The sequence below is a fragment of the Pseudomonas sp. WS 5027 genome, from assembly GCF_012985695.1.
Classification (GTDB): domain Bacteria; phylum Pseudomonadota; class Gammaproteobacteria; order Pseudomonadales; family Pseudomonadaceae; genus Aquipseudomonas; species Aquipseudomonas hygromyciniae.
In genome coordinates, this window is record NZ_JAAQWU010000011.1 from 43,142 (window position 1) to 57,556 (window position 14,415).

11 protein-coding genes are annotated in these 14,415 nt (G+C 60.9%); 7 read left to right on the plus strand and 4 right to left on the minus strand.

Annotated elements, in window-relative coordinates; genetic code table 11:
* Nucleotides 1-18 precede the first annotated feature (18 nt).
* Nucleotides 19-2,208, plus strand: coding sequence for a patatin-like phospholipase family protein (locus HBO09_RS14860; protein WP_169993288.1), 2,190 nt, complete (start codon nucleotides 19-21; stop codon nucleotides 2,206-2,208).
* Nucleotides 2,209-2,350: 142 nt separating this feature from the next.
* Here HBO09_RS14860 and HBO09_RS14865 read toward each other — a convergent pair whose 3' ends face one another.
* Nucleotides 2,351-2,785 (minus strand): MarR family transcriptional regulator, encoded by a 435-nt coding sequence (locus tag HBO09_RS14865; protein ID WP_029292449.1) that lies wholly within the window; start codon nucleotides 2,783-2,785, stop codon nucleotides 2,351-2,353.
* Nucleotides 2,786-2,906: 121 nt separating this feature from the next.
* A complete protein-coding gene (gene recQ, locus HBO09_RS14870) occupies nucleotides 2,907-5,036 on the minus strand; it encodes a DNA helicase RecQ (RefSeq protein WP_169993290.1) in 2,130 nt (709 codons plus the stop codon).
* A 274-nt stretch (nucleotides 5,037-5,310) separates the two neighbouring features.
* On the opposite strand from recQ, the gene HBO09_RS14875 reads away from it, so the two are divergent.
* From HBO09_RS14875 to HBO09_RS14885, 3 genes are all read left to right on the plus strand, one after another.
* Nucleotides 5,311-5,898 (plus strand): YecA family protein, encoded by a 588-nt coding sequence (locus HBO09_RS14875; protein WP_169993293.1) that lies wholly within the window; start codon nucleotides 5,311-5,313, stop codon nucleotides 5,896-5,898.
* A gap of 20 nt (nucleotides 5,899-5,918) precedes the next feature.
* Nucleotides 5,919-6,308 (plus strand): YbaN family protein, encoded by a 390-nt coding sequence (locus tag HBO09_RS14880; protein ID WP_169993295.1) that lies wholly within the window; start codon nucleotides 5,919-5,921, stop codon nucleotides 6,306-6,308.
* A gap of 263 nt (nucleotides 6,309-6,571) precedes the next feature.
* Complete coding sequence (locus tag HBO09_RS14885) at nucleotides 6,572-10,042, plus strand: PAS domain-containing hybrid sensor histidine kinase/response regulator (RefSeq protein WP_169993298.1); 3,471 nt, start codon at nucleotides 6,572-6,574, stop codon at nucleotides 10,040-10,042.
* 240 nt (nucleotides 10,043-10,282) lie between these two features.
* Here HBO09_RS14885 and rmuC read toward each other — a convergent pair whose 3' ends face one another.
* Complete coding sequence (rmuC, locus tag HBO09_RS14890) at nucleotides 10,283-11,647, minus strand: DNA recombination protein RmuC (protein ID WP_169993626.1); 1,365 nt, start codon at nucleotides 11,645-11,647, stop codon at nucleotides 10,283-10,285.
* Between the two features lie 175 nt (nucleotides 11,648-11,822).
* On the minus strand, nucleotides 11,823-12,146 hold the full coding sequence (locus HBO09_RS14895; RefSeq protein WP_169993300.1) for a sel1 repeat family protein: 324 nt from the start codon (nucleotides 12,144-12,146) through the stop codon (nucleotides 11,823-11,825).
* A 457-nt stretch (nucleotides 12,147-12,603) separates the two neighbouring features.
* On the opposite strand from HBO09_RS14895, the gene HBO09_RS14900 reads away from it, so the two are divergent.
* From HBO09_RS14900 to HBO09_RS14910, 3 genes are all read left to right on the plus strand, one after another.
* A complete protein-coding gene (locus HBO09_RS14900; protein ID WP_169993302.1) occupies nucleotides 12,604-12,909 on the plus strand; it encodes a hypothetical protein in 306 nt (101 codons plus the stop codon).
* Nucleotides 12,910-13,384: 475 nt separating this feature from the next.
* Nucleotides 13,385-13,609: a hypothetical protein gene (locus HBO09_RS14905; protein WP_007898912.1), complete on the plus strand. Its 225-nt coding sequence runs from the start codon at nucleotides 13,385-13,387 to the stop codon at nucleotides 13,607-13,609.
* 279 nt (nucleotides 13,610-13,888) lie between these two features.
* On the plus strand, nucleotides 13,889-14,371 hold the full coding sequence (locus tag HBO09_RS14910; protein WP_169993305.1) for a hypothetical protein: 483 nt from the start codon (nucleotides 13,889-13,891) through the stop codon (nucleotides 14,369-14,371).
* The last annotated feature ends 44 nt before the right edge of the window (nucleotides 14,372-14,415 follow it).

The following is a 14,415-nucleotide window of genomic DNA, read 5'->3' on the forward strand; positions in this document are numbered from 1 at the left end:
CCAGCCCCGAGATTGATGATGCGCCGCCTGTTGTCCTGCCTGTTGCTGTGCCTGCTCCCTGTCCTTGCCCAAGCCGTGGAAGCACCCCGCCCGAAAGTCGGCCTGGTGTTGTCCGGCGGTGCCGCCCGTGGCCTGGCGCACATCGGCGTGCTCAAGGCCCTGGAAGAGCAAGGCATCCACATTGATGCAATTGCCGGCACCAGCATGGGGGCGGTGATTGGCGGGCTGTACGCGTCGGGCTACAAGATTGACGAACTGGAAAAGCTGGCACTGAGCATCGACTGGCAGTTGGCGCTGTCCGATGCCCCGCCCAGGGAAGACGTGCCATTCCGGCGCAAGCAGGATGACCGGGACTTCCTGATCAAGCAGAAACTGAGCTTTCGCGACGACGGCAGCCTCGGGCTACCCTTGGGCGTGATCCAAGGCCAGAACCTGGCGCTGCTGCTGGAGAGCATGTTCGCCCACAGCAGTAACACCCGCGACTTCGACAAGCTGCCGATTCCATTCCGCGCCGTGGCCACCGATATCACCAGCGGCGAGAAAGTGGTGTTTCGCAAGGGCCACCTGCCCCAGGTGATTCGCGCCAGCATGTCGATCCCGGCGGTGTTTGCCCCGGTGGAACTGGACGGCCGACTGCTGGTGGATGGCGGCATGACCGACAACATTCCCCTGGATGTGGCACGTGAGATGGGGGTCGATATCGCCATCGTGGTGGATATCGGCACGCCATTGCGCAGCCGCAAGCAACTGGCGACGGTGGTGGATGTGCTCAACCAATCCATCACCCTGATGACCCGCCGAAATTCCGAGGAGCAACTCAAGGCCCTGCTTCCCGGCGACGTGCTGATCCAACCACCGTTGGCCGCCTATGGCGTGACGGACTTTGGCCGCGCCAAAGACATGATCGACGCTGGCTACCGCGCCACCCGGGTCCTGGATGCACGCCTGGCACGCCTGCGCCCCAACGGCTCGGTGGATGCCGAACTGACCGCCGCCCGTACGCCCGGCCAGCGCAACCCGATAGTGACCGCGATCAAGGTAGAGAACGACTCGAAAGTCGGCGACGACGTGATTCGCTACTACATCCGCCAACCCATCGGCGAGCCGCTGAACCTGGCCCGCCTGCAATCTGACATGGGCACCCTGTACGGCCTGGATTACTTCGAGCAGGTGCAATACCGCGTGGTGAAAAAGGGCCCGGACAACACCCTGGTCATCAGCGCCCGTGGCAAACGCAGCGGCACCGATTACCTGCGCCTGGGGCTCAACCTGTCCGATGACATGCGCGGCGACAGCGCTTTCAACCTCGGCGCCAGCTATCGGGTCAACGGCATCAACCGCCTCGGCGCCGAATGGCTGACCAGGGTACAGATCGGTGATCGCCAGGAGCTGTACAGCGAGTTCTATCAGCCGATGGATACCGGCTCACGTTATTTCGTCGCCCCCTATATCAGCGCCCAGGCGCAGAACGTCGAACTGATCCTGGACAACGACCCGATCTCCGAATACCGCCTTGAGCGCTACGGGTTTGGCCTGAACGTCGGTCGGCAGATCGGCAACAGCGGCGAAATCCGCTTCGGCGTCGGCGAGGCGTGGGGCAAGGCCGATGTGCGTATTGGCGACCGCGACTTGCCAAGCGTGAGCTTCAGCGAGGGTTTCTACGAACTGAAGTACTCGTTCGACTCCCTGGATAACGTGTACTTCCCTCACACCGGCGAAGATATCGGCCTGGCCTACCGGGAATTCGAACCTGGCCTGGGCTCCGACCAGCGCTACCGGCAATGGGAATTCAAGCTGGACAAGGCCATGAGCCACGGCCCCGACACCCTGGTGCTGGGCGGTCGCTACGGGCGCACCCTGGATAATTCCGACGTGGTGATTTCCAGCTTCCTGCTGGGCGGCGCGCGGCAGTTGTCAGGGTTCCGCCAGGATGCGATTTCCGGGCAAAACGTCAGCCTGATGCGCGCCGTCTACTACCGTCGCCTGACACCACGCTCATACTTGCCGCTGGACTTCCCACTGTACCTGGGAGCCTCCCTGGAGCGCGGGCGGGCGTGGAACAACGACAATGAGTTCGACAGTGGCTATATCAATGCCGCGAGCATCTTCCTCGGGTTCGATACGCCGCTGGGGCCGTTGAACTTCAGCTATGGGTTTAATGATGACAATCAGAAGGCGGTGTACCTGAACCTCGGCCAGACCTTCTAACGACACTTAACCAAGACGGAGCGGGCTTGTGTGGGAGCGGGCTTGCCCGCGAAAGCAGTGGTTCAGTCACCGAATATATTGACTGACACACCGCTTTCGCGAGCAAGCCCGCTCCCACATTTTGATCAGCGGCGTAATCGGATCAGGTCTTTTCCAGGTTCGCCAGGATATGCCCGTGCACCCGCATGCACACCCGCATGTCTTCTTCATCGACACCCACAAACAGCTCCTGGCGCAAGGCCGTGGCAATGGTCTCGATCTGATCGATCAACGGGCGGGCGGGATCACACAACACAATACGCTTGGCACGTCGGTCTTCCACCACAGCCTGGCGTTGCACCAGGCCCTGGTTCTCCAGACTGTCGAGAAGGCGAGCCAATGTTGGCCCTTCTACCCCGACGCTCTGCGCCAATTCGCGCTGGGTCGGTGCTTCTTCAAAGCGGGCCAGATGCAGCAGCACCAACCAGCGGGCCTGAGACAATCCCAGCCCCGCCAGGCGGCGATCCAGTTCGGCGCGCCAGCCACGGGACATTTGCGCCAACTGCATGCCAAAACGGTGTTGATCGGTTAACGGCATAAAAAACTCGTGGGTTAGACTGAAAATAAAGTATGGCTAATTATTAGTCAGCTAAGCATGACCCATGACAGTAGGCAAGGTTTGCAATGTACTGATTCGTTACATTGTCGTAATTGACACATTAAATCTCGAATTCCGACTGCAAAGCGGCCCGTACACAGTACAAAACGCCCTCGGGTACCCGTCCGGTAAACAGCGGCGCTATATCGGAAACCGGGGGTAATTCCCCCTCGCCATCAAGAAACGCGTCCTGGATTTCACCGAGCAAGTCTTCTGGCAGGTCGAGGGCCTGCTCCAGAGACAACTGCTGCTTGCCAATGGACTCGGCCAACAAGGTGTAGACGTTCTTTTCCGAGCACTGCAACTGCCCGGCGATCTGGATCGGTGTCATGCCGGCGCGGGCCAGGCTGATCAGTTCGTGACGGATATCGGCGATTTCCTTCGGTGCCTCGGTCTGGCCGCCAAGGACTTCCAGGAAGGCCTGGCCATAACGCTCCAGCTTACGTGCGCCAACGCCACTGACCCGGGCCATTTCAGCCATGGTGGTCGGCTGCTCGCGCAGCATTTCCAGCAAGGTGGAATCGGGGAAAATGACGTAGGGCGGCACGCTGTGCTCTTGCGCCAGCTTGCGCCGCAACGCACGCAGGGCTTCCCACTGTTCGCGTTCTTCGCCACGTACCAGTTGACTGGCCTGGCTGGTGCTGCTGGATTTGGCGGTGGTCTGCGGCTTGAGATCCCGACGTAGCTCCAGGCTGACCTCGCCCTTGAGCAGTGGCCGGCAACTGTCGTTCAGGCGCAAGCCGCCGTAACCTTCAAGGTCAATATCCACCAGGCCACGGGCCACCATTTGGCGGAACAAAGACCGCCATTCGCCTTCAGCCCGCGCCTTGCCCACGCCATACACCGACAGATGCTGGTGACCGAAACTGCGGATTTTTTCGTTGTCCTTGCCCAGCAGCACATCCACCAGATGACCGACGCCATAACGCTGGCCGGTACGGAAGATCGCCGACAGCCCCTGGCGTGCCGGTTCGGTTGCGTCCCAGGTCTGCACGCCGTCCACACAGTTATCGCAATGCCCGCACGGCTGGGGCATGTCTTCATCGAAATAGGCGAGCAAGGTCTGGCGGCGGCAGCGGGTTTCTTCGCACAGCGACAGCATGGCATCGAGCTTGTGCTGCTCCAGGCGCTTGTGGCGCTCATCGCCTTCGGAGTTCTGCAGCATCTGCTTGAGCATCACCACATCCTGCAGGCCGTAGACCATCCAGGCATCCGCCGGCAGGCCATCGCGGCCGGCACGACCGGTTTCCTGGTAGTACGCCTCAAGGGACTTGGGCAGGTCCATGTGCGCGACGAAGCGTACGTTGGACTTATCGATGCCCATGCCAAACGCAATGGTTGCCACCATGATCAGGCCTTCCTCGTTGAGGAAGCGCTTCTGGTGATAGGCCCGCAACTCGTTGGGCAGGCCGGCGTGGTAGGGCAACGCGGGGTAGCCCTGTTCGCAGAGGAACGCAGCCACTTCATCGACCTTCTTGCGCGACAGGCAGTAGACAATCCCGGCATCGCTACGCCGCTCCGAGAGGAACGCCAGCAATTGCTTGCGCGGCTGCTCCTTGGGCACGATGCGATAAAAGATATTCGGCCGGTCGAAGCTGGAGAGAAAGCGCTCGGCGTTCTGCAGATGCAGGCGTTCGACGATTTCTTCGCGGGTCCGCTTGTCGGCCGTGGCGGTCAGGGCGATGCGTGGCACATTGGGGAACAGCTCGGCCAGTTGCCCCAATTGCAGGTATTCACGCCGGAAATCGTGGCCCCACTGGGAAACGCAGTGGGCCTCGTCGATGGCGAACAGGGAAATTTCCAGACTTTGCAGGAACGCCAGCATCCGCGGCTGCACCAGACGCTCGGGCGCAAGGTAGAGCATCTTCACTTCGCCCCGGCGGATCCGCGCCGCCAGGTCACGTTGCTGCTCGGCGCTGAGGGTGGAGTTCAATGCGGCAGCGGCGACACCCAGTTCTTCGAGGGTGGCCACTTGGTCGTCCATCAGTGCGATCAACGGCGAAACCACCACCGCCAGCCCTTCACGCAACAATGCCGGCACCTGGAAGCACAACGACTTGCCACCACCGGTAGGCATCAGGACCAGCGCATCACCGCCGCTGGCCACGCGCTCAATGATCGCACCCTGGCGGCCACGAAAGCTGTCGTAGCCGAAGATGTCCTTGAGGACGCGTTGAGCCTGTTCAAGCATGAAAAACTCCAAATTCCACCGAAATCCCTCTGTACAGGCTGGCTGAAAAAGCGCGCTTGGCCGGGAAATAATCCGTAAGCGAACTTTTCCCGCAACCGCCTCCGGCCTGCAGGGGCATCACAAAACGCGGCAGTATACCCGAGCACTCCCCGGCAAAGGGCGCCACTGACGAATAGCGGCCCATCCGAAAACCTTGCAAATATGCAGTGCGGCTGGCCTGCACGCTCAAGAAGGCCTAGAATTCAGCATCGTTTATTCCCAAGGTAGTCTTTCAATGTCCTTCGCTGAGCAACTAAACCGCCTGCAAGCCTTCCTCGATGCCGATGAGCTGCATGACGAGGCGCTGGACTATGTGGCCGCCCACGGCTACCTGACCGCGCTGTCGATCTGCTCCGAGGTTGTACCTGATCGCGAATGGATCGACGCGCTGTTCGCCGAAGAGCCACACTACAAGGACGAGGCCCAGCGCACCGAAATCGAAGAAACCCTGGTCCAGCTCAAGGCGCACATCTCTCGCCAACTCGCAGCCGATGAAGAGTTCGAGCTGCCATGCGACCTCGACCTGGGCGAAGAGCCGGACGACTCCGACCTGCGCGGCTGGTGCATTGGCTTCATGGAAGGCGTGTTCCTGCGTGAAGCGGCCTGGTTCGAAACCGCCGAGGAAGAAGTCAGCGAAATGTTGCTGCCGATCATGGTCGGTTCCGGCCTGTTCGATGACCAGCCTGAGTTCGCCGATATCGCCAGCGACGCCAACCTGATGGACGACATGATCGTACAAATCCCGGAAGCGCTGACCGCCCTGTACCTGCTGTGCAATGCCCCCGACGAAAAACCGGCGATCCTCAAGCCTCGCCACCACTGAGTCCCCCGCCCGTGGCGCCCATGGGCAACCGCTCCCCGATTGTGCGCTACGCGCTTCTGGCCATTGGCTGGTTGAGCGTGGTGCTCGGCGTGATCGGAATCTTCTTGCCGGTCTTGCCGACCACTCCCTTCCTGCTCCTGGCTGCTGGCTGCTTTGCCCGTAGCTCACCGCGTTTCTACGCCTGGCTGGTCAACCATCCGCGCCTGGGCCCATGGATTCGGGATTACCTGGATGGCAACGGCATCCCTCTCAAGGGCAAGGTCTACGCCATCGGCCTGATGTGGCTGAGCATCGGCCTGTCCTGCTACCTGGTGCCATTGCCCTGGGCACGCGGGTTCATGTTGACCAGTGCGGTGCTGGTGACGATCTATATCCTGCGCCAGAAAACCCTGCCTCCACGACCCAACTGACCCGTGGCGAGGGGGCTTGTCCCCCGTTGGGCTGCGCAGCAGCCCCAATAAGTCCCACCGAGTAGTGTCAGGTATACCGGGGGGGATGGTTCTGGGGCTGCTGCGCAGCCCAACGGGGGGCAAGCCCCCTCGCCACGACAAGCCCATCCACCCCGCATGACGGCACCTACACGACCTTCGTCGACACTGACTAACCCCGAGCATCATGCGAGACTGTCACCCCGGGCCTGGAATGCCTGGGTGTTCTTATGTCCGGAGTACTCATGACGCTGTCCAGCGGGCTGATCGCCGCCGTTGCCCTGGCCTATATGGCCATTATGTTTGCCATCGCTTTCTACGGTGACCGCCGCCACGCGCCGCTGCCGCCACGGGTGCGTGCGTGGGTGTATAGCCTGTCGCTGGCGGTGTACTGCACCAGTTGGACCTTCTTCGGCGCCGTAGGCCAGGCCGCCGAACAGTTATGGGCTTTTTTACCGATCTACCTGGGACCCGTACTACTTCTGGTACTGGCGCCCTGGGTCCTGCAGAAGATGGTGCTGATCAGCAAGCAGGAAAACATCACCTCCATCGCCGACTTTATTGCCGCACGCTATGGCAAATCCCAGTCCCTGGCCGTGGTCGTGGCGCTGATCTGCCTAGTGGGCGTGTTGCCTTATATTGCCCTGCAACTCAAAGGCATCGTGCTGGGGGTCAACCTGCTGATTGGCGCCGGGGCCGATGCCACCGGCACACGAGCCCAGGACACCGCATTAATCGTGTCCCTGGTGCTCGCGCTGTTCACCATCGTGTTCGGCACCCGCAACCTCGACGCCACGGAACACCACCGTGGCATGGTGCTGGCGATTGCCTTCGAATCCCTGGTCAAGCTGTTCGCGTTTCTTGCAGTCGGCGCGTTTGTCACCTACGGCCTGTACGACGGTTTCAATGACCTGTTCAGCCAGGCAATGCTCGCGCCGAGGCTTGAGGAGTACTGGAAAGAGACCGTCAATTGGCCATCCATGGTGGTGCAGACCGGCGTGGCGATGATGGCGATTATCTGCCTGCCCCGGCAGTTCCACGTCACCGTGGTGGAGAACATCGAGCCCCAGGACCTGCGCCTGGCCAAGTGGGTGTTCCCGGCCTACTTGGTGCTGGCCGCACTGTTTGTGGTGCCGATTGCACTGGGCGGCAAGATGCTGCTGCCAAGCTCGGTGCTGCCGGACTCCTACGTGATCAGCCTGCCCCTGGCAGAAGCCCATCCGGCCCTGGCGCTGCTGGCATTTATCGGCGGTGCTTCGGCGGCGACCGGCATGGTTATCGTCGCGAGCGTGGCGCTGTCGACCATGGTCTCCAACGATATGCTGCTGCCCTGGCTGCTGCGTCGCACCAACGCCGAGCGCCCGTTCGAAGTTTTCCGCCACTGGATGCTCTCGGTACGTCGGGTCAGTATCGTGATTATTCTGCTGCTGGCCTATGTGAGTTATCGCCTGCTCGGCTCCACCGCGAGCCTGGCGACCATCGGCCAGATTGCCTTTGCCGCCGTGACCCAACTGGCCCCGGCGATGCTCGGCGCGCTGTACTGGAAGCAGGCCAACCGGCGTGGCGTGTTTGCCGGTCTGGCGGCGGGCACGTTCCTGTGGTTCTACACCCTGGTGCTGCCAATTGCCGCCCATAGCCTGGGTTGGTCGCTGAATATCTTCCCGGGCCTCTCGTGGCTACACGGCAACCCGCTGGGACTGCCGATCACCCCGCTGACCCAGGGTGTGGTGCTGTCCCTGGCCGGCAACTTCACCCTGTTTGCCTGGGTCTCGGTCCTGTCGCGCACTCGGGTGTCGGAGCATTGGCAGGCCGGGCGATTTATCGGCCAGGAAACCAGCCAGCGCGCCAGCGCCCGCTCCATGTTGTCGGTGCAGATCAATGACCTGTTGAGCCTGGCGGCGCGCTTTGTCGGCGAGGAACGGGCGCAGCAGAGCTTCATCCGCTTCGCCTACCGCCAAGGCAAGGGCTTTAACCCCAACCAGAATGCCGACAACGACTGGATTGCCCACACCGAGCGGCTGTTGGCCGGCGTACTGGGCGCCTCATCCACGCGGGCGGTGGTGAAAGCAGCGATTGAGGGCCGCGAAATGCAGCTGGAGGACGTAGTCCGTATCGCTGACGAAGCCTCCGAAGTGCTGCAGTTCAACCGGGCACTGTTGCAAGGTGCAATCGAGAACATTACCCAGGGCATCAGCGTGGTGGATCAGTCCCTCAAGCTGGTGGCCTGGAACCGCCGCTACCTGGAACTGTTCAACTACCCCGACGGCCTGATCAGTGTCGGTCGGCCGATTGCCGACATTATTCGCTACAACGCCGAGCGTGGCCTGTGCGGCCCCGGCGAGGCCGAAGTGCATGTGGCGCGGCGCCTGCACTGGATGCGCCAGGGCCGGGCGCATACCTCGGAGCGGCTGTTTCCCAACGGACGGGTGATCGAGCTGATCGGCAACCCGATGCCGGGCGGCGGGTTTGTCATGAGTTTCACCGACATTACTGCCTTCCGCGAGGCCGAACAGGCCCTGACCGAAGCCAACGAAGGCCTGGAACAACGGGTCACCGAGCGCACCCATGAACTGTCGCAACTCAACGTCGCCCTGACCGATGCCAAAGGCGTGGCCGAGTCGGCCAATCAATCGAAAACCCGCTTCCTCGCCGCAGTCAGTCATGACCTGATGCAGCCGCTGAACGCTGCGCGACTGTTCTCGGCTGCCCTCTCCCACCAGAGCGAAGGATTGTCCGGCGAGGCCCGGCAACTGGTGCACCACTTGGACAGCTCGCTGCGTTCGGCCGAAGATCTGATCAGCGACTTGCTGGATATTTCGCGCCTGGAAAACGGCAAGATCAATCCCCATCGCCAGCCGTTTGCCTTGAGCGAACTGTTCGACGCCCTGGGCGCGGAGTTCAAGGTGCTGGCCCAGGAACAAGGCTTGCGCTTCCGCCTGCGCGGCAGCCACTTGCGCATCGACAGTGATATCAAGCTGCTGCGGCGAATCCTGCAGAATTTCCTGACCAATGCCTTCCGTTATGCCCACGGCCCAGTGCTGCTGGGAGTACGACGCCGTCGCGGCGAACTGCGCTTGGAGGTGTGGGACCGTGGCCCTGGTATTCCACTGGATAAGCAGAAAGTGATCTTCGAAGAGTTCAAGCGCCTGGACAGCCACCAGACCCGTGCCGAGAAGGGCCTGGGGCTCGGCCTGGCCATCGCCGACGGGCTGTGCCGCGTACTCGGCCACCGCTTGCGCGTGCGCTCATGGCCAGGCAAAGGCAGCGTGTTCAGCGTCAGCGTGCCGCTGGCCAAGGCGCAAACCAGCGTGCAGGTGCAGGTCACACCGGACAAGGGCCTGCCACTGAGCGGCGCCCAAGTGCTGTGCGTGGACAACGAAGACAGCATCCTGATTGGCATGCGCAGCCTGTTGAGTCGTTGGGGCTGCCAGGTCTGGACCGCACGCGACCAGGCGCAATGCGCGGTGTTGCTGGCCGAGGGCATGCGCCCGCAATTGGCACTGGTGGATTACCACCTGGACCACGGCGAGACGGGCACCGAGTTGATGGCCTGGCTGCGGGCACAACTGGCAGAGCCGATTCCAGGGGTGGTGATCAGCGCCGATGGCCGGCCGGAGATGGTGGCCCAAGTGCATGCAGCGGGGTTGGATTACCTGGCCAAGCCGGTGAAGCCAGCGGCGTTGCGGGCGCTGTTGAATCGGCATTTGCCGCTGTAGCTTGTTTAAACCCAAGCAGATAGGGCTGCTGTGGCGAGCGGGCTTGTCGGAACGCCGTATCGCCCGCGTTGGGTGGCGCAGCCGCCCCAAAACCTGCCGGCTCGGTATGTCTTAAACAACCGCGGTGCCTGGGGTGGGGCTGCTGCGCAGCCCAGCGCGGGGCAAGCCCGCTCGCCACAGGGAGAGTCGTCAGTTTCTGAACGTTGTGTAGATACCCGATGCCACACTTGGGCTCTGCGTTTAGTCAGGTAGCTGTGCGACGCCATCTTCATCGGTCATCGCTTTCTCCAACAGATCGGACGGCAAGCCTTTGCTTGCGCGCGCGCCCAGCAGCTTCAATTGCTCAACCCGGCTGACCAGATTGCCGCGACCGTCTGTGAGCTTATTGCGCGCTGCACTGTAAGCCTTATCCAGCTGCTGTAATCGATTGCCCACTTCGTCCAGGTCTTGGATAAAGAGCACGAACTTGTCGTACAGCCAGCCGGCGCGCTCGGCGATTTCCCGGGCGTTCTGGCTTTGCCGCTCCTGCTTCCACAGGCTGTCGATCACCCGCAGGGTCGCCAGCAAGGTGGTTGGGCTGACAATCACGATGTGGCGGTCGAAGGCTTCCTGGAACAGGTTCGGCTCGGCCTGCAACGCGGCGGAAAACGCCGCTTCGATGGGCACGAACAACAACACGAAATCCAGGCTGTGCAGGCCTTCCAGACGCTTGTAGTCCTTGCCGGCCAAGCCTTTGACATGGTTGCGCAAAGACAACACGTGCTGCTTGAGCGCGACCTGGCCGATCACCTCGTCATCGGCCGCCACGTACTGCTGGTAGGCCGTCAGGCTGACTTTGGAGTCCACCACCACCTGCTTGTCGCCGGGCAACATGATCAACACGTCCGGCTGGAAGCGCTCGCCATCCGGGCCTTTGAGGCTGACTTGGGTCTGGTACTCGCGACCCTTCTCCAGGCCGGCATGCTCCAGCACCCGCTCCAGAATCAACTCGCCCCAGTTACCCTGGGTCTTCTGCCCTTTGAGGGCACGGGTGAGGTTGGTGGCCTCGTCCGACAGACGCAGGTTCAGTTGCTGCAGGCGCTCCAGCTCCTTGGCCAGGGAAAAACGCTCCCGCGCCTCGTTCTGATAGCTTTCTTCCACGCGTTTTTCGAACGACTGGATGCGTTCCTTCAACGGGTCGAGCAATTGCCCCAGGCGCTGCTGGCTGGTCTCGGCAAACCGCTGCTCGCGCTCATCGAAGATTTTCCCGGCCAGTTCGGCGAACTGCGCTCGCAACTCGTCACGCGAGCCTTGCAGGTCGTTGAGGCGTTGTTGATGGCTGTCCTGCTGCTCACGCAGCTCGGCACGCAAGGAGGCCGACAAGGCGTCCAGGCGGCGTAGCTCGCCTTCCTTCGCGCCGCGCTCGATGTTCCAGGCATGAGCGGCATCACGCGCATTGTCGCGGTCGATCTGCAGCAACTCGACTTCCCGGCGTACTGCTGCCAGATCTGCCTGCTTGGCAGCATTGGCCTGGCTCAGGTAGCTGATCTCGTCACGGCTGGCGTCCAGTTGCGCGGCCAGTCCTTCCTGGGCCATCTGCGCCGTGGCCAGGCGCTCCTCCAACAGTTCCCAGCCGGCGCTGCGTGCATTCAGGCGGCGCTGGATCTGCCAGCACAGGACCGACAGAGGCAACGCCGCAGCGGCGAGGCCCAGTGCAACACTGGTCCAGTCAAAAGCCATAGCCATTCCTGCCATTACGGAAAAAGAGGAAGGTTAACCAAGCGGGCGCTTCGTGGACAGCTCAGTCTTTGATCTGGCCCAGTTCACGCTGGGCGCCCACGTCGCCGGCACGGGCGGCCTGGCGCAGAAGGTCGTGACCGATGCGGCGGTCCCGGGCGCTGCCACACTCGCGACACATCAACAGACCCAGGCGGCTCTGTGCCACGACCACCCCTTCACGCGCCGGCTGCTTGAGCAAACGTCCGGCGAAATGCTTGATATTGGGGTGATCGCCAATGCGCGGGCTATCCAGCAACCACAAGGCCACTTTCAAGGAGAAACGCTTGGGTGCGGTAACACTCGGTGGGTTGTCGGTAACAGAAGATGATACTGAGCGAAACTTCATAAAGCACTGTAGGGCAGAACGGAAGGCGCGCCACTCTACTCCTTTTTTCGTACGGGTAAAGCTGAAAAAAACCTGCACGCCCGTTCTAGAGCAAGCGCTTGGGACAATCCACAGAAGCTGTGGATAACTCAGTGGACAACCATGCTTTAACTCGCGCAAAGGCCCATGGGGCGGGGGCCGCGCTTAAACTGACGATTTTTTCACCAATAAAAAAAAGCCAGATTTTTCATTGACTTAAATTTTTGATGCAGGCATTCACGGGCCAAGCCAGCGCCGCACCATCCCGGTGACACACTACGCAACCAATGTGCACAACTACCTGCCTGGCGGCTATATCCCCATGCTTTTGTGGGCCAAGGGCACAACAAAACGTTACGGGTGACACACAAACGCCACTTTTCAAAGGTCCGTGCGCTCGCCACACTGTTCGTCCTACAGCAAGGAGGTGCGCCACTTCATGAAAGGAATCCTAGTGTTCGCGTTATTGCTGCTCGCCGTTTGTGTGATTTCCCTGGGCACCAATGCCGCGCTGCCGTCCCCTGATGGCGCGTTGTTTGCCATTGCTATCCTGTTGTCGGCCGCCTTCACGGCAGTCAGCTTGTGTATCGAGCTGGGTGACGGGCGGGTCAACGACATGCGCGATGTGGTGAAGGTCATCGAAACCGGCCAATCCCTGCGTCTGACCCTCGCCGCCTATGCACTGGGCTGTTCGTTGGCCGCAGCGTCCACTGTGCTGATTTATCGCGGGCTGATGGGCGGCTGATTAAAGTATTTGTGCTAACACACTTGCTTTACCTGTTTCAAGCCATTACTATCCGCAGCGTTAGTACCAAGCTGAAAGTCAATTCTGGTCGAACTAATCCCCGCGACGTAGCTTCCCTAAAGAGAAGTTCTGTCAATCTTGATGGGATCGACCACCTCGATGGTTTCCAGGTATCACTTGCGACGACACTGCCTTTGAACAATGCAAAGGGTGTCGCGAAGTATCCATACTCTGACCGAACCAACCTGCAAATTGATCAGGATCTTCACCCTGGGCCCAGAACCTTTGCCCCTGTTGTGTTGCCTGCCCTCCTAAGTACCTACCTGCCAGCCCAAGCGCGCCAAATTATTTAGCGCTTCAAACTGGCTGCTTTGTTCCAGTCGGGTTCTTCGCATGATCAATGGTGATCAGCGTCACTGGAACGTTTTAACGTTGCACGGTTCTTATCCGTGTCATTTGTAGGAACACCAATAATATGTCCACTCAAATCCATACTCAGGATGCCATTCGCACCCTAACCAATGCTTTTGCTCCAATGAACTGCCTGATCATGGCCGCTCGCAAAGGCTGCTTCAGCTTCACCCTGGTCAACGAACACGGCATCGCTCGTCACAGCGAACGCCTGTACCCCGATCAATACTCCAGCGCAGAACCGCTGCAGGCCGTGATCGAGCGTACCCGTCAGGCCCTGGTTGCCTGATTGACCCGACGCTGAACATCGAAAACCCTGCCCGCAAGGCAGGGTTTTTTATTGCCTGCGATTCGGCTTTTTAACGGCTGCCCTTAGGCCAAACAGATATAAAGCTTATAACCAGCGGCGGGAAATATTTTAAAAACAGTCCTTTACGTCGTGAATCTGACACTACACTTCAACTCAGGCGGCCTGTTCCGCCTCCGGCGAGCCTGAGATCCGATCCACCGCTGCCAAGCCCTCCCCTTCTCAGGCCTCGTCGACCACTTTCAACGTTTCGAGGGTTTTATGGGCATTGCCGCCGGCGAGTTGTGTCGTTATGTGATCCGACCCACGTTGATCTACCTGGGCCGCCACAGTCAGACCGCAGAGACCCTGCTACTGGGGGTTGCCGCCAGCCAATCGGAACTGGGCTCAGCCTTGCACGACCGGCGCGGCCACGGCCTGTATCGCATTACCGAACCGCGCCACAGGGCCCTGTGGGACGACTACCTGGCCCTCGACCCGGAACGGGCCAGCCTGGTGCGCGGCCTCGCCAGCCAACATGCCTTCCTCAGCGGGCCGCAACTGGAACTGACGGTCAACCTGCGTTACGCCACCGCCATCGCCTGGCTGCTGGTGGAACAACATCGCCCCGAACTCCCCCAACCCGATGACGTGCTCGCCATGGCCCGTATCTGGAAAGAAATATTTCATCCCCAGGGCCGGCTGCGCGATTACACCCAGGCCTGGCAAACCTGTGTAAACCCAATGAATCAGGTCGCCTGCTGATCGGGCACTTTGCAAGGTTCGGCAAAAATCGGCAATTTTGGTCG